The organism is bacterium (genome assembly GCA_035529855.1).
Lineage (GTDB): Bacteria > RBG-13-66-14 > B26-G2 > WVWN01 > WVWN01 > WVWN01.
Genome location: DATKVX010000047.1, coordinates 1 through 19367, shown reverse-complemented (window position 1 = coordinate 19367; position 19367 = coordinate 1). Strand labels below are relative to the sequence as shown.

General features: G+C 66.7%; 16 protein-coding genes. 3 read left to right on the top strand and 13 right to left on the bottom strand.

Annotation, left to right across the window (positions count from 1 at the left end; translation table 11 throughout):
- The first annotated feature begins 6 nt into the window (after window positions 1-6).
- The gene (locus VMX79_05520) at window positions 7-2637 is read left to right on the top strand and encodes a pitrilysin family protein (protein ID HUV86554.1); all 2631 of its coding nucleotides are present in this window, start codon (window positions 7-9) and stop codon (window positions 2635-2637) included.
- 45 nt (window positions 2638-2682) lie between these two features.
- Here the strand turns inward: VMX79_05520 and VMX79_05515 are convergent, their stop codons facing one another.
- The 5 genes from VMX79_05515 to VMX79_05495 form a co-directional block, all read right to left on the bottom strand.
- Window positions 2683-3189, bottom strand: a complete 507-nt coding sequence (locus VMX79_05515) for a hypothetical protein (protein HUV86553.1) — start codon at window positions 3187-3189, stop codon at window positions 2683-2685.
- 188 nt (window positions 3190-3377) lie between these two features.
- Complete coding sequence (locus VMX79_05510) at window positions 3378-4817, bottom strand: radical SAM protein (GenBank protein ID HUV86552.1); 1440 nt, start codon at window positions 4815-4817, stop codon at window positions 3378-3380.
- A gap of 83 nt (window positions 4818-4900) precedes the next feature.
- Window positions 4901-6157, bottom strand: coding sequence for a pentapeptide repeat-containing protein (locus VMX79_05505; protein ID HUV86551.1), 1257 nt, complete (start codon window positions 6155-6157; stop codon window positions 4901-4903).
- The gene (locus tag VMX79_05500; GenBank protein ID HUV86550.1) at window positions 6157-7593 is read right to left on the bottom strand and encodes a radical SAM protein; all 1437 of its coding nucleotides are present in this window, start codon (window positions 7591-7593) and stop codon (window positions 6157-6159) included. The genes VMX79_05505 and VMX79_05500 overlap by 1 nt, the downstream gene beginning before the upstream one ends.
- The gene (locus tag VMX79_05495) at window positions 7590-8366 is read right to left on the bottom strand and encodes a class I SAM-dependent methyltransferase (GenBank protein HUV86549.1); all 777 of its coding nucleotides are present in this window, start codon (window positions 8364-8366) and stop codon (window positions 7590-7592) included. The genes VMX79_05500 and VMX79_05495 overlap by 4 nt, the downstream gene beginning before the upstream one ends.
- 104 nt (window positions 8367-8470) lie before the next feature.
- Between VMX79_05495 and VMX79_05490 the strand changes: the two genes are divergently transcribed.
- Both VMX79_05490 and VMX79_05485 read left to right on the top strand, forming a co-directional pair.
- Window positions 8471-10492, top strand: a complete 2022-nt coding sequence (locus VMX79_05490) for a hypothetical protein (protein ID HUV86548.1) — start codon at window positions 8471-8473, stop codon at window positions 10490-10492.
- A gap of 19 nt (window positions 10493-10511) precedes the next feature.
- Window positions 10512-11939, top strand: coding sequence for an aldehyde dehydrogenase family protein (locus VMX79_05485; protein HUV86547.1), 1428 nt, complete (start codon window positions 10512-10514; stop codon window positions 11937-11939).
- 6 nt (window positions 11940-11945) lie between these two features.
- Here the strand turns inward: VMX79_05485 and mreD are convergent, their stop codons facing one another.
- From mreD to VMX79_05445, 8 genes are all read right to left on the bottom strand, one after another.
- Window positions 11946-12434, bottom strand: a complete 489-nt coding sequence (mreD, locus tag VMX79_05480; protein HUV86546.1) for a rod shape-determining protein MreD — start codon at window positions 12432-12434, stop codon at window positions 11946-11948.
- A 124-nt stretch (window positions 12435-12558) separates the two neighbouring features.
- Complete coding sequence (locus VMX79_05475) at window positions 12559-13119, bottom strand: hypothetical protein (GenBank protein HUV86545.1); 561 nt, start codon at window positions 13117-13119, stop codon at window positions 12559-12561.
- A 73-nt stretch (window positions 13120-13192) separates the two neighbouring features.
- Window positions 13193-14206 carry a hypothetical protein gene (locus VMX79_05470; GenBank protein HUV86544.1) on the bottom strand — a complete coding sequence of 338 codons (1014 nt, stop codon included), beginning with the start codon at window positions 14204-14206 and terminating at the stop codon, window positions 13193-13195.
- On the bottom strand, window positions 14203-14571 hold the full coding sequence (locus VMX79_05465; GenBank protein ID HUV86543.1) for a septum formation initiator family protein: 369 nt from the start codon (window positions 14569-14571) through the stop codon (window positions 14203-14205). Before VMX79_05465 ends, VMX79_05470 begins: the two co-directional genes overlap by 4 nt.
- On the bottom strand, window positions 14571-15851 hold the full coding sequence (gene eno / locus VMX79_05460) for a phosphopyruvate hydratase (GenBank protein ID HUV86542.1): 1281 nt from the start codon (window positions 15849-15851) through the stop codon (window positions 14571-14573). Before eno ends, VMX79_05465 begins: the two co-directional genes overlap by 1 nt.
- Before the next feature lie 138 nt (window positions 15852-15989).
- Entirely contained in the window at window positions 15990-16355 is a 366-nt protein-coding gene (locus VMX79_05455) for a hypothetical protein (protein HUV86541.1), read from the bottom strand.
- Window positions 16356-16391: 36 nt separating this feature from the next.
- Window positions 16392-17747, bottom strand: coding sequence for an NADP-specific glutamate dehydrogenase (gene gdhA / locus VMX79_05450; protein ID HUV86540.1), 1356 nt, complete (start codon window positions 17745-17747; stop codon window positions 16392-16394).
- A 283-nt stretch (window positions 17748-18030) separates the two neighbouring features.
- On the bottom strand, window positions 18031-18924 hold the full coding sequence (locus VMX79_05445; GenBank protein HUV86539.1) for a class II fructose-bisphosphate aldolase: 894 nt from the start codon (window positions 18922-18924) through the stop codon (window positions 18031-18033).
- Window positions 18925-19367 lie beyond the last annotated feature (443 nt).

Here is a 19367-nt window from a genome sequence, read left to right as displayed (position 1 = left end):
AAATATATGAGGACCATAATAGTCTGCACGCTGGCCGCGGCGCTCGCGGCCGCTTCGGCTTTAGGCGTTGAGGCCGTCCGGGAAGTGTTGGATAACGGCCTGATAGCCATCGTCGCCGAGGACCACGCCAACCCCGTGGCCGCGGCGCGCGTCTACGTCCGGGCGGGTTCCATCTACGAGGGGAGGTACTTGGGCGCGGGCACGTCGCACCTCCTCGAGCACATGCTGGGCGAGCGGACCGACAAGCACTCCAAGGCCGAGCTCGAGGCCGCGGTGTCCGAGATGGGCGGGGCGTATAACGCGTATACCTGGAAGGACCACGTCTGCTACCACATCGCCGTCCGCGCCGACAAGACCGACCAGGCGCTCGAGCACCTCGAGGAGCGCGTCTTCCACGCGGCGTTCCTGCCGGAGCAGCTCGAGAACCAGCGCGAAATTATAATAAACGAGATCCGTATGGGCCAGGACGAACCCAACCGCGTCCTGCAGAAGGCCTTTTTCTACACTATGTTCCGCGAGCACCCGGTGCGCTATCCCATTATCGGCTTCGAGGAGCTCTTCGTTAAAATTTCCCGCGAGGACCTTATCGATTACTACGACCGGTATTACGTTCCGGAGCGAGCCGTGGTGGTAGTAGCGGGCGACGTCGACGCCGGGCAGACGCTGGCGAAGATACGCGAGACCTTCGGCGCGCTGCCGCGGGGGAGGGGTTTCCCGGAGGAGGCCTTCTACGAGCCGCCGCAGCTCGGCCGCCGCGACGTCGTCGTCCCGATGGACATCGGCGCCGCCTATATGTGGCTCGGCTTCCACGGGCCGCCGATGGGCTCGAAGGACGCGTACGCGTTGGAGGTCGCTACCGCCATAGCGGGCTACGGGCGCTCGAGCCGGCTCTACCGGCGCGTGCTGGAGGAGGGCGGCTACGTCACCGATATCTCGGCCTGGCTGAGTACGCCGCCCACCGGCGCCGGCTATTTGGGCGTCTACGCCGAGGGCGAGGCCATCGAGCTCAACTACGCCGAGGACGCCATCGTCGCCGAGATGTTGAATTTTACGGAGAAGCGCGTCTCCCGCGACGAGTTGGCGCGGGCCAAGAAGCTGCTTACGGCGCAGTATATACTCGGCCTGGATACCGTCGAGGACGTTGCCGCCGACCTGGGCGAGAACGAGCTCTATACCGGCAACATGAACTTCAGCGACGAGTACCTGGTCCGCATCGAGGAAATTACCGCGGACGACGTCAGGGACGCGGCCCGGCGCTACGTTCGCGAGTCCCACATGACGGTGGCCAAGGTCGTCCCGCGCGACTGGGCCGCCGCCGCGGAGGAGGTGGCCGCGGCGGCCGAGGCGGAGCCGATGGAGAAGGTAACGCTCGCCAACGGCCTGCGCCTCCTCGTCCGCCGCAACCCGGCGGTCCCGGCGGTCACGGTTCACGCGGTCATCGCCGGCGGCTCGAGGGTGGTGGCGCCCGGCAAGGAGGGCGTCGCCGAGCTCGTCGCGGAGTTGTTAGTGAAGGGGACGAAGAAGCGCAAGGCCGACCGCATCGCGAAAGAGGTCGAGGAGTTGGGCGGCTCCATCAGCTCGAGTGCCTCCCTCGATTACCTGACCCTCTCCGCGTCTTGCCTGGCGGCCGATTTCGAGAAGGCGTTCGACGTCTTAGCCGATTGCCTGGCCAACTCCGCCATACCCGCGGTGGAGTTCGGCCGCGAGCAGGACCGCCTGCTCGCCCAGGTGCAGAGCGAAGACGACGACTGGGAGCTGCAGGCCGAGAAGATGATGCGCGCTTACCTCTACCCCAAGCACCCGTACCGCTACCGCACCACCGGCACCGTGGACTCGGTGGCGCGGCTCGCCGACGAGGACGCGCTGGCGTATTATAAGAAGTACGCGACGCCGGCCAACGTCGTCGTCGCGGTGGTGGGGGACGTCGACCCGGGCGAGGTAACGCGCGTCGTCGAGAAGAAGCTCGCCCGGTGGCGGCCGCTCGAGTCTCCGCCGCCGGTCGTCCCGGCGGACCCGCCGCCCGCGGAGCGCGAGCTCGTCTTCGAGAAGACCGACAACGAGCAGGCCGTGATATACGTGGGGTACCGCGGCGTCACGTACGGCGACGGCGACGAATTCCCGCTGCGCGTTCTCGACGCGGCCATTTCCGGGGTATACCTGCCGGGCGGCCGGCTGCACGAACGGCTGCGCGGCGCCGGCTACGTCTACGTCGTTCACGCCTATAACATCTCCGCGCAGGACCCGGGGTTCTTCGGCATATTCGCGGCCACGTCGCCCGAGCGCGCCGAGGAGGTGCTGGCGGCCGTCGAGGAGGAGGTCGCGAAGATAAAGGCGGAGCCCATAACGCCCGAGGAGCTTGAGCTCGCCCGGGAGAACTGGCTCACTATGAACGCCCTCTACAACAACCAGTCCAACGCCGACGTCGCCGGGCTGGCCGCCCGCTATGAGCTCGTGGGCCTGGGGTACGATTGGCCCGAGGATTTCGACGAGCGCGTCCTGGCGGTGACGGCGGACGACGTTACGGCCGCGGCCCGCAAGTACCTCGTCAACCCGGTCGTCGTCGTCACGACGCCCACGCCGCCGGGAGAGGCCTCCGCCCCGGGGCCCGAGGCGCCCGTAGGCGAAGCGGACGAGTAATTCTTAATTTTAAAAGGGTTAGGCGGCCCGCCCGGGCCGCTTTTTTTATTCTACGCCGCTGAGCGTAAGCGTAACGCGCGGCCAGTCCGTGAACTTGAAAGAGAGCTTGAGAATCTTACCCGCCAGCTCGCCCTCCGTGCCCACGTACGCGTAGACGGTCGTCCTCTTATCGTCGCCCCAGCCGGTGATGAGGCCGTCGACGCGGCAGCAAGGGAGCGCCCTTTCCGGCCAGGACGGTAGCGTCAACTTGCCGCGGCTCGCGACGCCGGCCTCGAGCCGGTACGACTTACCCCGCAGCGGGTAGTCGAAGGAAACCTCGTCCCCCTCGGCGGGCGGCTTGTGAACGAACGCCGTCAGCGCAAGCACCCTGTCCGCCCGCTCTTTCTCGACGGGAACGAACTTCCTCTCGAACAACGAGAGGAAGAATACCCGGTCGGCGGGGGGGTCGACCTTCATCAGGCATTTGCCGGCGTTTTCGATGTCTATGCGGCCGGCGTCGTCCTCGCGCCACGTCAGCTCGTCGTCGCCGACGAAGAAGAGCGCGAGGACCAAAGCCCCCAGGAACTCCCGGGCGGTCTGGGGGGACAGCGTTACTTTATATTTGAGGGTAGCGGCGCCGCCGAGGGCGGCCGCCAGGAGCGATAGCGCGACGATGAGTCGTATGCGTTTGACGTTCGGGATCCTCCGACGTTGCGTTTTATTGTGCTAAAGCGGCTCGCGTACCCGCGCCCGCGCCGCCCCTACAACTGGGCGCCGTGGGGCGTGAACTCCTTGCGGAAGAGCATCGTCAGCAGGAACGCGAGGCCGCCGGCCACCAATACTTTGACGTCGGTCCACGTTCGGATGGCTTTGAGCCGCTTCCACACGTACCGCGGGCGGCGGTAGAAGCGGCGGAACGCCAGCGACCGGAGCTCCTGGATTTGCTCACGCTTCATCGTGTAGGGCACGAAGGCGCACCCCTCGAAGGTGTAGTCGAGGACGTTGTCGGTCGCGACCGTGCCGTATTTCTCGACGTGCTCGTAGAGCTCCGCGCCGGGGAACGGCGACATGGCGTGGAAGTTGACGACGTCGGTGTCGATGTCGATGGCGAACTGTATCGACTTCAGGCCGTCCTCGAAGGTCTCGCCCGGGATGCCGAAGATGAACGGCGTTACGGTTTTTAGGCCGGCCTGGTGCGCCCACTCCACCGCGCGGCGGTTCTGCTCCACGGTCGTGCCCTTGTTCATGGCGTCGAGGCATTTTTGCACGCCCGATTCGATGCCCAGGAGTATCCCCCAAAACTTGGCCTTCTTCATCTTGCGGAATATCTCGGGGTCGACGTCGTCGGCGCGGGCGGAGGCGTAGAAGCTGAGGTCGTAGTCGCGCTCGATGATGCCGTCCAGGACGGCGTGGATGCGCTCCTTGTCGTAGACCAGGTTGTCGTCGAAGAAGCGCACCTCTTTTATCTTGTACGTCTCGTAGACGTGGTCGATTTCGGCCAGGACTTTCTCGGCGCTGCGCGCGCGCCACTCGCCCTCGGCGTTGAGCTGCCAGCAGAAGATGCACCGGCCGTTGCAGCCGCGCGAACTGTAGAGATAGAGCGCCGGCAGCCGCTCGTACGTCCCGAGGGGCGGCGTGTAGCGCTCGAGGTCTATAAGGTCGCGCGCCGGGAAGGGGAGGACGTTTATATCGGGGATATGGCGCCGCGGCGGGTTGAGGTGGATTCCGCCGTCGTCGCGGTACGCGATGCCCTCCACCTCGGCCAAATCGCCGCCGGCCTCCAGCTTCCGGGCGAGTACGTCCGCCGTTACCTCGCCCTCGCCGACGGTGACGCTGTCCGGGTGGGGCGACTCGCGGAGGACGCGGTCCTTCCACCCGCTGGCCAGCGGCCCGCCCACGGCGACGTGGACGCCGGGCATCTCGCGATGGATGCGCGCCGCGAGCGAGTTCATGGCTTCCCACGAGAAAGTCGTCAGGTACATCCCCACCATGCCCGGGCCGAAGGCCTTCAGCCGCGGCGTCATCTCGTCTTCGGTCATCAGGCCGCCGTCGAAGACGCGGACGTCGTGCCCCGCCTCGCGGAGCGCTGCGGCCACGGACAGGATGCCGAGCGGGTGCCACCGGCCGCCGACGAAGAGGCCGAAGTTGCCGGTGAAGACCTCCTTCGGCGTCCAGGGCGGAAATACCATCGCGACTTTCATTTTTTATCTACTCGCCTTCAATTATAACACAAGCGGTCGCTTCCGCACGTTCCGGTCGTGTGCCCGCGTGCCTCGCCGCGTCGCTATCGCCAAATCTTTCTTGCGATGGTGACGAGCAATACCGGGTACGAGACGATGGCGAAGGAGCTCTCCAGGCCCGCGGCCACCTTCGCCCACCCGTACGGTTCGTAGGCCGTGAAGCCCAGCTTGGTCAGCGTCAGGAACGAGAAGTAAAGGCATCGTTGGAAGCTGTGCCAGCTGAGGTCTACCAGCGGGCCCACGCCTCCGCCCGGGTCGATGTAACTCGTCAGGCCGAAACCCAGTCCGCCGAAATACGGCAACAGGTAATAGTAAACCGAGAAGCCGAGCCAACCCAACACGAGCGCGGATACGACGCGCCGAGGTTTCGTCCCGTAGCCGGCGTAGAGGTCCAGGAAGACGTATTCCAACGCGTTGCTTAGCAGCGCGAAAGGCCGCCACGTTTTTCGGCCCTCGAGGCGGGCCCGACGTCCGGCTACCATTTCGCGGTAGAGCGCGGTTTCGGCCAGGCCGAACCGGCCGAAGTGGCGGAAGTTGAGCTTGAGCTCGGCGTAAACCTCGGCCACTTCGCCGTGCTTTCCGGGGCGGTCGTTCTCGGCCTTGAGCTTGTCCGGCAGGACGGCGCGACCCAGGTCCGTATCCGGGAAGAGGGCGCCGTAGAGGTCCGCGCGGCGCAGGTCCGCGGCGGCGAAGTCGCAATTGTCGAAGCGAGTCCCGGCCAACGCCGCGCCGGAGAAGTCCGCCCGCACGAAGGTAACGCGCCGGAAACTCGCCCCCTGCAGGTCGGCGTTGCTGAGGGTGGTGCCGGTGAGGTCCGCCTCGTCGAAGCGCGCCCGCGCGAGTTTCGCCCCCGAGAGGTCGCCGTGGGTGAACGTCGCGTAGGGGAATTCGGCGTGGGACAGCTCCGCGCCGCGCAGGTTGGCGAAGGAGAGGTCCGCGTTCGTGAAGCGGGCGTGGGTCAGCGTCGCGCCGCGGAACGACGCCCCCACCAGCTCGGCGTCCGAGAAGTCGGCGTTCGCGAAGTCGCCGCCGGCGAAGTCGGCGCCCTTCAGATTGGCTCCCGCGAAGTTGGTGCGCGGCCCGGCGATGTCTTTGAACTTCACCGATTCCAGGTTGAGGCCCGCGAAGCCGTGCAGCGACGTCGCCCGGCGCCGTATCTCCTCCAGGTACGCGCCCTCGTCGGGTAGATGCTTCCAGCAGTGACGGGCGAAACTAAGCGCCGGCGTCGTGCAATCCGCCCGGGCGCACGCCGGCCTTTCGCACCAGTGTTCTTCGCCGAGTTCGTCGTTGGCGTTGGCCATCAGCTTCTCCCCAGGACGTAGCGGCCCAGCACGTCCAGGCCGGCCTTGGCGGCCCGGCCGAAGTCTCCCCAGGAACGCACGCGGCGCAGCCGCCGCCACACGTACCCGGGACGCAAGTAAAATTCGCGGTAAGCTTTTTTTATGTAACGCTCGAGCAGCGCCTCGTCGCCGTATACCGGGCGGCGGGCGTCGTAGCGGTTGAAGTCGCCGCCCAGCTCCTCCTTGACCTGCTCGTAGAACAGCGTGCCCGGGTACGGCGTCGCGACGTTGAACGAGGCGAAGGAGGCGTTCAGCTCCTTGGCCAGCCGGACCGTCGCCCGCATGTCCTCTTCGCGCTCGCCCAGGTTGCCGAACATGAAGAAGGCCGCGGCCTCCAGGCCGGCGCGGGTCGTGGCCTCGAACGCCCGCCGGGCCTGCTCCACCGTCGTCTTCTTGCCCATGCGCTCGAGCACGCGCTGCGACCCCGATTCGACGCCGTAGATTACGAGGTAGCACCCCGCGCGCTTGAGCGCCGCCAGCATCTCGTCGTCCACCGTGTCGACGCGCGACATGCACATCCACGAGAACGCGAGCCCCGAGTCCTCGATGAGGCCGCACAGCTCCAGGACCCGCCGCTTGCCGATGGTGAACGTGTCGTCCCAGAACCCCACCTGGCGGACGCCCTCCTCTTCCACCATCTCGCGCAGTTCCGCCAGTACGTCGGCGCTGGAGCGGAACCTTATCTTGCGGCCGTAGTACGTGCCGGTCGAGCAATAGTTGCACGGGTAGGGGCACCCGCGCGACGTGATGACGATGTCGAAGCGGCCGTGGCGCATGAACGGCGGCTCGTAGCTGTACGGCCGGAAGAAGCGGCGCGCCGGATGAGGCAGCACGTCGAGGTCGCCGATAAGCCCCCGCTTCGGGTTGTGGACGACGCGGCCGTCCTCGCGCCAACTCAAACCCGCGACCGCTCCGTACGGCACCTCGCCCCGCACCGCGCGCGCGAGTTCGGCGCACGTCGCCTCCGGCTCGCCGCGGATGACGAAGTCGGCCCCCGGCGCGGCGAAGCCGTCGTCGCGTCGGGCGCTGACGTGCGTCCCCATCACCGCGGCCTTCGTCGTCGGCGAGGCTTCCTTCGCCCGCGTCAGGAAGGCCAGGTCGCGTCCCAGCGTCGACGTGCCCGCGGCGACGTATATCAAGTCCGGCCGCTCGTCGGCAACGAGTTTTAAAATTTCATCGACGCCCTTTTTCCCCGCCACCGCGTCGACGAGGTCGACGTCGGCGCCGGCCCACTCCTCCACCGCGGCGGCGCAGTACGCCAGCCCCAGCGGCGGGATGACGTAGTCCGTCTTGGTGAATATCCCCGCGCATCGCGCCAACACGGCGTCGGTCTGCGTCGCGAAGTCGCCCGCCGCCAGCGGCGGCACCAGGAAGAGCGCTTTAACTCGTCGGGTCATTTTTCCAGTTTGTATATTACCGCGCCGCCCGGGACCCGCCCGAAGAATAACGCGTCCCAACCGGCGACGAAGATGCGTACGGCGTTCAGCGCGCGGCCCGGGCCGCCGGCGAGCGTCTTCTCTTTCGCCGTCGCCGCCCCGTCGCCGCCGCGGCCGGATAACGCCCGCGCCGTCAGGGCCGTCAGCGGTTGGAAAAGGTGTTTGTAATACAACCGCTTATTTATTTTTAGGCCCGAGGCCTTGATCGCCGCCTCCAGCTCGAGCCGCGTCAATCGACTCCGGTGGCCGTCCTTGACGTCGTCCTGGTCGAGGCGCCCTCCTCCCGGCGCGCGCCGGAGCCATCGCCGGAGGTACAGGCCGTAGCACGACGTATTCACCAACAGCACGCCACCCTCTTTCATCACTCGCGCCGCTTCCTGGAGGACGACGCCGACCTTGGCCGGCGGCACGTGCTCGAGCACGTCCGACAGGAAGACCAGGTCGCAGGCGCCGGCCGCCAGCGGTACGCGCCGCACGTCCCCCTGAACGACGGCTAGGCCGCGGCCTTTCGCGACCGCCAGCGCCGGCGCGACGGCGTCTACCACCGCCTTGTATCGGGCCCGGCCGAAGAGCGTCGCGAAGTACCCCTCGCCACCGCCCAGGTCGACCAGCCGTTCGTACTCGCGGCGGCCGGCGAAGCGGCGGAAGGTGCGCCACACCAACCAACCCAGCGGCCCGAGGGCGTGCCTGGGCGGCAGCGCGCCGCCCGTACGCCAACGCCCCGCGGCGTACAATCGCTCGCTCTCACGCCGGGTTTCCGGTTCGAATTCATTTGGCGTGTCTATATCATAATATTATAATAAAAAATGGCTCGCGCTGCAAACGCGGACGGTACGTTATGACCTTAATATTTGAGCCTTTGCCGTATTGGTGGTTGGCGGCCTTGGGGGCGGTTCTGGCCGTCGCGGCGGCCGTCGTCGGCGTGTGGCGGGTGCGCCGCGCCGCCGGGTGGGCGCGTGCGACTCTTTTTTTAACGCTCCGTTTGGCCGCGATATCGGCTATTTTATTATTCGTGCTCGGGCCGCGCCGGACGGCGGTTTATACTGAGTCCGCGGCGCCGCCGGTGGCCATTCTAATAGATTCGTCGGCGTCGATGGACTTCGGTGCGGTCCGCGGGACAAGGTTGGAGGGGGCGGCGGCCTCGGCTCGAGCCGTGGCGCGCGCCGTCGAGGAGAGCGGCGGCCGGTACGACGTATACGACTTCGCCGCCCGCCGCCGGCCGTGGGGTAACGTCGTTCCCGGGGACGACGAGTTGCGGACGGGTGCGCGCGGCCGGACCGACGCCGCCCGGGCGCTGCGCGAGGTGGCCGCGCGTTACGGCAAGGAGGGCCTGACCTCGGCGGTGGTATTGAGTGACGGTGTCTGGGACGCGGCGCCGGCGGCGGAGGGTTTGCCCCCGTGCCTCACCGCGTCGCCGGCCGACGAGCCGCCGGCTAACTCGTTATTCGTCGCCGACGTCGAGGCGCCGGCGGCCGTATTGCCCGGGACCGCTTTCGACGTGCGCGTACGGTATTATTCGACGCTCGAGGCGGGCGAGGCGGCCTCGGTGACGGTGGCGGAAGAGAGCGGGGGAGAAGCGGCGTTCGAATTCAAACCCGCGCCGGGCGCCGGCGAGGCCGTCGTGCGCGCCGCGGTGCGGGAGCCGGGCGACCGTTTCTTCCGCGTGGCGGCCTCGCCCGGGCGGGGGGAGACGTGGTTCCACGTGAAGGCCCTGGCGCCGCCGCCGTCGATATGGTATTGGGAGATGGCGGGCGACGCCGACTTCGCCTTTTTGAAACGCGCGCTCGCGACGCACGCCGGCCTGGCGTTGACGTATCGCCTGGACGCCGGCGACGCCGTCGTGGGCTCGAGTGGCGGGCCGCCGGAGGGGACCGACGTCGTCGTGCTCGGCAACCCCCGCGCGGCCAAGGTGATGCCGGTGGCCGGGGAGATGTTGGCGCGCCACGTCGCCCGGGGCGGCGGCCTGTTGGTGGTCGTCAGCGCGAGGCCGGTGGACGCGGCGGCGCTTTCGACGGGCGCGTTGTCCGAGCTATCGCCGGTTTGGGTCCAGGCGAACGTCGCCGAGGTGAGCGGCGGGCCGCTTTCGGCGTCGTCGTATCCCGGCGGGCCGCGGGTGGCCGCGGCGCCGCCGCCCGTAACGCACGTCTGGCGGCTCGGGCCCCTCAAGGAAAGCGCGACGCCGGTATGGGAGGCGGCCGACGGCACGCCCGCGCTCGTCGTGATGCCGTACGGCCTGGGTCGCGTCGGGTTGTTGGCGGCCGGGGGCCTTTACAGGTGGCGGCTGGCCTCGGGCGACGACCTCGCCGCGCTCGCGGCCGCGCTCGTCCTCGCCCTGTACGACGAACAAGGGGGCCCCTTGGCCGTGAGCCGTCACGTCGCCGCGCCGGGCGACGCGGTGGAGGTAAGTTGTCGCGCGGCGGCCGAGCCGACGGTGGTATACGCCGACCCCGCGGGCGCCGTCAAGCGGGTGGCGCTGGCTCGGCTCGGCGACGAGCTGTGGTCGGGCGAGTTCGAGGTCGCCGCCGAGGGGCGGTACGAATTGACGGCCAGGTCGCCCGCGGCCGGCGCGACGGAGGTTACCAAGACGGCCGTGCTGGTCGCGCCGGCGGCGTCGGAGTACCGGGGCTTCGTTCCGCGGCTCGAGCCGCTGAAGGCTTTGGCCGCGGCCACCGGCGGCCGCTATTTCGACCCGGAGGACGCGGACGGCCTGGCCCGGGCGGTGGCGGCCCGGGTGGAAGCCGCGCCGCGCGTAGTGGCGACGACGCGCCGAGACCTGTGGCCGGCGTGGCTCGCTTTTCCCGTAGCGTTGGCGTTTTTGGTTGTGGATTGGGTGCTGAGGCGAAGGACCGGGTTGCCTTAAAAAATATGTGAGGTGGACGATGGCCGGTAAAGAATACCTGGTTGCGGGTGAGTGGCGCTGCTCGGAGGAGGAACTCGCGGTGCGGTGTCCGTACGACGGCGACGTCGTCGGTGCGACGTGGAACGCGACCGCCGCGGACGTCGAGGAGGCGGCCACGACGGCGTACGAGTTCTTCCGCGGGGGGGAAAGTGTCCCGTCGTACGAGCGCGTAGACGTTTTAAACAAGCTGTCGCGACTGGTGAAAGAGAACGCGGAGGATTTGGCGAAGACGCTCGCGCTCGAGGCCGGCAAGAATATTCGAGAGGCCCGGGGCGAGGTAGGCCGGTGCGCGTTTACGTGCGAGGTCGCGGCGGCGGAGGTGAGCCGGCTGGAGGGCGAGGTGGTGCCGTTGGACCTGCATCCCGCGGGTAGGGGCCGCTTCGGCATCGTGCGGCGGTTCGTGCGGGGGCCGGTGCTCGCGATAACGCCGTTCAATTTCCCGTTGAACCTGGTGGCCCATAAGCTGGCGCCGGCCATGGCTTGCGGCGCGCCCATAGTCATCAAACCCGCGTCCGCGACGCCGCTGTCGGCGCTCGAGCTGGCGACGCTGGCGCTCGAGGCCGGCGCGCCGGCGCGGCAAATCTCGGTCCTCCCCATGCCCGGCTCGAGGGCGGAAGGTCTGGTCGCCGACGAGCGGTTCGCGGTGTTGACCTTCACCGGCTCCCCGGAGGTCGGTTGGAGTTTGAAGGGGAAGGCGGGCCGCAAGCAGGTGTGCCTCGAGCTGGGCGGCAACGCCGCGGCCATTGTACATTCCGACGCCGACCTGGCGTACGCCGTGAAGCGCGTAGTGGCGGGCGGCTTCGGCGTCGCGGGGCAGTCGTGCATCTCGGTCCAGCGCGTTTACATCCATCGGCCGGTTTACGACGACGTCGCGGCCGCTTTGGTGGACGCGGTGCGGCGTTTGCGCGTCGGCCACCCCCTGGACGAGGACGCCGACCTCGGCAGCTTGATAGACGAGGACGCCGCGGCGCGCGTCGAGGGTTGGCTCGAGGAGGCGAAGGCCGCCGGCGCGCGCGTACTGTGCGGCGGCAAACGCGACGGAACCCGCCTCGAGCCGGCGGTGGTGGAGGGGTGCCCGGCGGAGTTGCCGCTGAGCTGCCGGGAGGCTTTCGCGCCGGTGGTATTGCTCGAGCCGTACGACGATTTCGCCGAAGCCGTTGCCGCGGCGGATGACTCCCGCTACGGCCTCCAGGCGGGCGTTTTCACGCGGGACCTGGGGCGCGTTCGCTACGCCTACGAGAATATAAGAGCGGGCGCGGTAGTCGCGGGCGACGTGCCGACGTTCCGCGTGGACCACATGCCGTACGGCGGCGCCAAGGAGTCGGGCATAGGCCGCGAGGGCCCGCGCTACGCCATCGAGGGGTATACCGAACCGCGGATGTTGATAGTTTGCGAGTTCGGCCCGTAGCGCGCGCTACGTGCGGCGCGGCGGTAAGAAGCGCCAATAAAAGAATAGCAGCGGGAAAGAGACGACGGCCGTGGCGGCGGCCGCCAACGCGACCTTGCCGACGACAAGCCAGCCGAAAGAGGCCGGCCCGGCGAAGGCCGCGACGAGTACAAAAGCGAGGGTTTGTTTTACGATGACGGCGGCCGCGGCGAAGATCGCCGGCACGAGCAGGCTCCCCTCGTAAATTTGGCCGCGGAAGTGGGAGAAGGCCGCCGCCGAGGCCGTGCCCACCAACGCGCCCAGGCCGACGGGCCCCCATCCCAACAGGTCGGACGCCAAGCCCAGGATGAAGCCGCAGACCACCGCCGGGACGCCGCCCACGGCGAGCGCGACGTACACCACGGTCGCTAACGTGAGGTCCGGGACCGCGGCGTCCGGCAGGAGACGCGGCGCCACGGCGTGGTGTACGTAGACGGCCGCGGCCAGCACGACGACGTATCGTAGGAATATGCGCAACGGGGCCTTCGCTATGGTTCGCAGCGTGGTGGTGGCACCATATTATCAATACGCCGGCTTTTACGCAATAGATAGAAAAAAAGGGAGCGCGTTCGAGCGCTCCCTTTTTCGGATGACGAAAAGGTTACATTAAGCCGGTGATGGTACTGGCGAGGTTGGTGGCCGACTCCACGAGCGTCGGCGCGTCGGTGGTAATTTGCTCGAGCGCCGTTTTGCCCTCCTGCAATTTGGCCTGCTTATCCTTGAGGTCTTTGGCGGCCATCGGATTCGCCTTAATTTGGCTGACGAGGTCCGTCAGCGCGTCCGGGATCTTGCCCATTATCTCGGTGGCTTTCGCGATGATGGCGTTCAGGTCGTCGGGTACGGTTTGGACGCTTTCGACCTGGGCCTGGAGCTTGGCCTTGTCGTCGTCGGTGATGGCGTCCTTAATCTCGGCTACTTTGGCGGGGTCGCTCATCAGGTCGGCGATACCGTGCGCCTCGGCGATAGCGGCGAGGGTGCTGTCGCACTCGTCGATTTTAACTTTCGCCGCGTCGAGGTTGACGGATATCTCTTCGATCGACGTTATGAGCTCGTCGAACTTTTTCGTATCGACTTTGCCCCCGCCGCCGCCGGGCAGGTCGAACGCGCCGGCGACAGTCGCCGCTAAAATGAACGAACACGTTATTGCCAGGCTCTTCTTCATGATACCTCCTTAAATCGTTAAAGATTATGAATACCGGCCGCATTTTAATTGGTGCGGCCGCGGATGTCAAGTTTTACTTTTCCTCGGGGCCGGCGCTTATGCGCCAGGTTTCGGCGTCCGCGGCGTCGCCGGCCCGGGCGGTTATCGTTTCCGCTTCGCCTCGCGCCGTCCGGACCCGCGTCGGCGCCTCGGCGCGGTCGCGCGCGTCGGAGTACCGCAGCGTCAGCGCCGCCGCCCGCGGCCGGTCCTCCCGCCGCGCAGGCCGCAGCAGCGTCACCGGGCTCCCCACGCCCTCGACTTCGAAGGCCGCGGCGTCCCCGTCCAGATACCTCAGGAGTTCTTCGTTCTCGCCCTCGTTCCGGCCTACTACGGCTTTGGCGCCGGAAGGCAGGCGGAAGTGGCGGCCTAATTTTAGGAGGACTATATCGGCCGGGCGGTCTTCGCCGTGGGTGAAGGCGTCGGCCAGCCGCGCGCCGAAGTTCTTGTCGGTCAATAGGCACCCCCCCGCCGGCGAGCTGTACCCGGTTATGCCGTACGACGCCGCGAGCGCGAGTTGCGTTTTCCGCGAGCGCCCTTCCAGGCCCAGCAGCGCGGCCCGGTCGACCAGCCCTTCTTCCTCCGCCTCGGTGGGGGGCAGCAGCTTGGCCGATAGCGGCCTTAGCAATTTGCCCTCCAGGCCGGCCTCTTTTTCTATAAGCTTAAGGTGATACCGCCGCTGCGACATCGGCCTCTGCCCGAGCACTTCGCCGGTGAAGCAGAACGACGCGCCGCGCTCAAGCATAAGCGCTCCGGCGCGCCGAAGCATGAATATATGGCAGTTGATGCAGGGGTTGAACGCCGCGCCCCGGCCGAACCGGGGCGCTTTCAGCATTTCGACGTAATCCTCGCCCGCCTCGTCGACGACCAGCTCAATGCCCAGGCGCTCGGCCAGCCGCTCGGCGCGGGAGCCGCCGCCGATGAAGGGCGTGCGGAAGTAGTAGCCGACCACCGCGACGCCCTGCTCGAGGATTATTTTTACGGCGAGGGCGCTGTCGAGGCCGCCCGAGAACAGGCCCACGGCCTTGATTTTGGGGGCGGAGGCGGTCACGGCTCGAGCGGCGGGTCCTTCTCTTCGGCGTTCTCCGGCTTTTTATCTTTTTCGACGAAGCGGTAGACCTGCTCGCCCTCTTTGACCAGGCCCAGTTTCTCGCGGGCCAGTTTCTCGACCGCCTCCGGGTCGTCGAGGCGGCTCAGCTCCTCGCGGAGGCGGGCGTTTTCGTCGCGCAGTTCCCGGAGCTCGAGCTGGAGGCGTTCGTTCTCGCTCGCGAGCTCGTAGCGGCGTAAGTACCCGTGGCGGCTGAAGACGAAGACGTACGCGAGCAGCGCGGCCAGAACCAGGCCGGCGACGACGCCGAATACGAAGCGTCGTCGCCGCGTCTTCGCGGCGTGTACCGTTTCGCTGGCTCGGGGCATTACGCCTTGAAGGACCGGATGGTGGACGCGCCGGCGAATTGCGCGGAGGAGGCCAGGTCCTCCTCGATGCGGAGGAGCTCGTTGTACTTCGCGACCCGCTCCGAGCGGGCCGGCGCGCCGGTCTTAATCTGGCCCGCGCCGACGGCGACGACGAAGTCGGCGATGAAGGTGTCCTCCGTCTCGCCCGAGCGGTGGGAGACGACGGCGCTCATGCCGTGGCGGCGCGCGAGCTCGACGGCGGCTATGGTCTCGGTCACGGTGCCGATCTGGTTCAGTTTGATGAGAATGGAGTTGGCCGCGTTCTCACGGATGCCGCGCCGAAGGCGCTCGAGGTTCGTCACGAAGAGGTCGTCGCCCACCAGCTGCACGCGGTCGCCGAGCTTCTCGTTGAGGAGCCGCCAGCCGGCCCAGTCGTCCTCGGCCAGGCCGTCCTCGATGGATATCACGGGGTACGCCTCGAGCCACCGGCCGTAGAGCTCCACCACCGCGGCCGCGTCGAGCTTGGCGCCGTCGAGGTGGTATTTGCCTTTCCGGAAGAAGGACGAGGCCGCGGCGTCTATGGCCAGGCCGACGTTTTCGCCCGGGCGGTACCCGGCGGCCACGACCGCCTCCACCACCAGCTGGAGCGCTTCCTCGTTGGAGCCCAGGTTGGGGGCGAAGCCGCCCTCGTCGCCGACGCCGGCGGCCAGCCCTCGCTCCTTGAGCACTTTCTTCAGCGCGTGGTATATCTCCGCGCCGGCGCGCAACGCCTCGCCGAAGGTGGGCGCGGCGTACGGGACGACCATGAACTCCTGGATGTCGACGTTGTTGTCGGCGTGGGCGCCGCCGTTCAGGATGTTGAACATGGGCGCGGGCAGCAGGCGCGCGCCTACGCCGCCCAGGTAGCGGTAGAGCGGCAGGTCGAAGAACTCGGCCGCGGCTCGAGCGCACGCCATCGACGCGCCCAGGATGGCGTTGGCGCCGAACTTGGCCTTGTTGTCGGTCCCGTCGAGCTCGATTAGTATCTGGTCGGCGGCGGCCTGGTCCGCGGCGTCCGCCCCCAGCAGCGCGTCGGCGATGGGGCCGTTGACGTTGGCCACCGCCTGGCGGACGCCCTTGCCGACGTAGCGGGAAGCGTCGTCGTCGCGGAGCTCGCAGGCCTCGAACTCGCCGGTGCTGGCGCCGGAGGGAACGGCCGCGCGGCCCCGGGAGCCGGACTCGGTGTATACGTCTACCTCGACCGTGGGGTTGCCGCGGCTGTCCAAAATTTCGCGCGCGTAAACGTCGACGATGGTGGTCATAGCTTCCTCCGGGCGGTTTCTTTTTATGGATATTAACACCGAGGGCGGGAAAAATCCACGTTTTAAGCGGACCGTTTCCCGCCGGTAAAAAAAGGCGGCCTTGCGGCCGCCCGTTTTTCCGTATTCGCTCGCGAGCTACTAAACGATTTTCATCAACTCGCCGGCGACCTCGCCCGGGTCGACGTACTTCACGCTCGAGCCGCAGTCGCCCATTATCTTTTTGGCGTTGGCCCGGTCTTCTTTGGCGACGATTATGTATACCGGTACGTTGTGGATCTGGCACGGCTTCAGGAGGTCCGCGGCGCAGATGTTGGCCCCCTCCAGCGGCAGGAACTTGTGGAAGTAGCCCACGACGGCGTCGATGCCGTCCGCCGGGTTCAGGTAGCCGATGTACCGGCCGGCGTTATCGTAGCCGTTCCCCAGCGGCACCGTCTCCACGCCGGCGGCGGCGAGCTTGCTCAGTAGAAGCGGGTCCGTACCGTCCATATATCCTATCTTTTTCATCTACGGGCTCCCTTCGTCGTTTATTGACTTCGCCGGTTAAACGACGCCCTGGTCCAGCATCGCGTCGGCCACCTTCTTGAAGCCGCCGACGTTGGCGCCTTTAACGTAGTCGCAATATTTATCCTTCTCGTCGTAGCCGTACATCATGCACTGTTCGTGGATGGCGGCCATGATGCCGCGGAGGCGTTCATCCACTTCCTCGCGCGACCACGACAGGCGGAGGCTGTTCTGCGACATTTCGAGGCCGGAGACGGAGACGCCGCCGGCGTTGGCCGCTTTGCCCGGGCCGTAGAGGACCTTGGCCTTCAGGAAAACGTCGACGCCCTCCGGCATCGTCGGCATGTTGGCGCCCTCGGATACGACGAAGACGCCACCCTTGACGAGGTTTGCGGCGTCGTTGCGGTTGATTTCGTTCTGCGTCGCGCTCGGGCAGGCGCAGTCGGCCTTGATGGCCCACAGCGGGTTGTGGTCCAGCTTCGGGTCCGCGGGCGTGTATTGGACCTTGAACTTTTCGGCGTACTCTTTGATGCGGCCGCGCCGGACGTTCTTCAACTCCTTGACGAACGCGAGCTTCTCCTCGTCGATGCCGTCGGGGTCGTGTATGAAGCCCGAGGAGTCGGAGAGCGTAATGGCTTTGGCGCCGAGCTGGGTGAGCTTTTCGACGGTGAACTGGGCGACGTTGCCCGAACCGGAGACGAGGCACACCTTTCCGTTGAGAGAATCGCCGCGCGTCTTCAACATCTCGTCGGCGAAGTATACCGCGCCGTAGCCGGTGGCCTCGGGCCGGATGAGCGAACCGCCCCAGGTCAGGCGCTTACCGGTAAAGACGCCGGTAAACTCGTTTGTAAGGCGTTTATACTGGCCGAACATGAAGCCTATTTCGCGGGCGCCCACGCCGATGTCGCCCGCGGGCACGTCGGTATTGGGGCCGAGGTATTTATAGAGTTCGTTCATAAAGCTCTGGCAAAAGCGCATGACTTCGGCGTCGCTCTTGCCCTTGGGGTCGAAGTCGGAGCCGCCTTTGCCGCCGCCCATGGGGAGCGTCGTGAGCGCGTTCTTGAATATCTGTTCGAAGCCGAGGAACTTGATGATGCCGAGGTTGACGGAGGGGTGAAAGCGCAGGCCGCCCTTGTAGGGGCCGATGGCGTTGTTGAACTCCACGCGCATACCCCGGTTTACCATCACTTCGCCGTCGTCCGTTTCCCACGGGACGCGAAACAGAATAGTGCGGTCCGGCTCGACGACGCGCTCAAGAATGTTCCCTTTCTTGTATTGGGGGTTCTCGTCGATGAATTCCCCGAGCGACGTAAAAACCTCCTCCACCGCCTGGAGGAATTCCGGTTGGTCGGGGTCGCGGGCTGCTACCTTCTTAAAGACGTCGTCGACGTACATTAGGGAACCTCCTTGGCGTTGCGAAGCGGTTTAGATTACTACCGCGCCCGTTTTTATTTAATGTTTTGTGGTTTTATTTGGACGGCCGAAGGCCGGTAACGGCGTGGACAAGGAAACGAAATGTTACGAAGAGCGCCGGCCAAAGTCAAGGGTTTTTTACCTAAAATGCGGGGATTTTTTACGCGCCGCGTCGTTGCCCGCGGGGCGTATGGTATCGGTATTATTACCTCGAGCGGGGATGCGTTCTACGTGGGGACGGCCGGCGCCGGGTTCCGCGGCCGCGCTAACGCGCGCCCCGGCACGCCCTTATCTTGCGCCGGGCCATCTCGCGCACCGCGTCGCGGCCCGCCCCGAGTATCTTTTTAGGGTCGATGGCCGCGGCGTCATTTTTAAAATATTTTCGAACCGCGGCGACGAACGCCAGCCGGAGGTCGGTATCGACGTTGACCTTTGCGACGCCGCGCGCGACCGCTTGACGTAGGAGCTTGTCCGAGAGGCCCCGCGCCCGCGGAAGGTGCCCTCCCGCGTTCTCCACCTGGCGCACGACGTCCTCGTAAACCGCCGACGCGCCGTGGAGCACGAGCGGAACCGGCGTCGCGGCGGCGATGGCCTCCAGCCGTTCGACGTCTATGGTCGGCTCGCCCTCGAACTTGTACGCGCCGTGGCTCGTGCCGACCGCTACGGCCAGCGAGTGGACGCCCGTCGCTTCGACGAAGGCCGCGGCCTCGGCCGGCTCCGTGAAGGCCCCCCGGTCGTGGTCTTTGGCGACGTGGCCCAGCTCGCCTTCGACGGCGACGCCGCGGCGCGCGAACTCGTCCACCGCCGCGGCCACCAGCGCGACGTTCTCGTCGTACGGCAGCGTGGAACCGTCCACCATCACGGAGTTGAAGCCGAGGTCGACCGCTTTGCGCGCGGCCTCGACGCTCGAGCCGTGGTCGAGGTGCAAGACGAGCGGAACCGAAGCGCCGTCGATGATATCCAGGGCGAGCCGGGCCAGCGCGTCGCCGCCGTAGGCCAGCGCGGTCTCGGTCGCGGCCACGAAGATGGGCGCGCGCTCCTCCTCCGCGGCGGCCACGACGGCCTGGGCGAACTCGAGGTCGTTGACGTTGAACGCGGCGACGGCGTAACCGCCGTCCCGGGCGGTACCTAAAATATCTTTGGCGTCGGCGAGGGGCATACGGTTTCTCCTTTAAACGGGACCTTTTATTATACGCGATGATTACATACGGGGCCGTATAAATCAAGCCGGGCGCGGACCTGCCGGGGGAAATCCGCTATTGACCGCGTTCGCGTTATAACCGATAATAACTCCCGGAGAAGAGTATCGAGGGTGCGATTGCGGGAGGTAACGAGATGTTGAATAAATCCGTACCGGCGCTTGGACCGTCGCCGTTATGGTTATCGCCTCGCCTCCGCGTTGCGCGGGAGTCGAGGTCGCGTTATTTTACGGGCCGAACCTCGCGTTGGGCGGATTGAACGGCCTGGGCGAGACGGGGCCGGTGGGCGTGAAGGCGCGCGTTACGGTGGCGGAATCCGGGGCGTTGCGTTTCAACGCCGGGGTCGGTTACGGCCTTTACCGGTACCCCAGCAAACACGTTTATTACCTGATATGGGACCGCG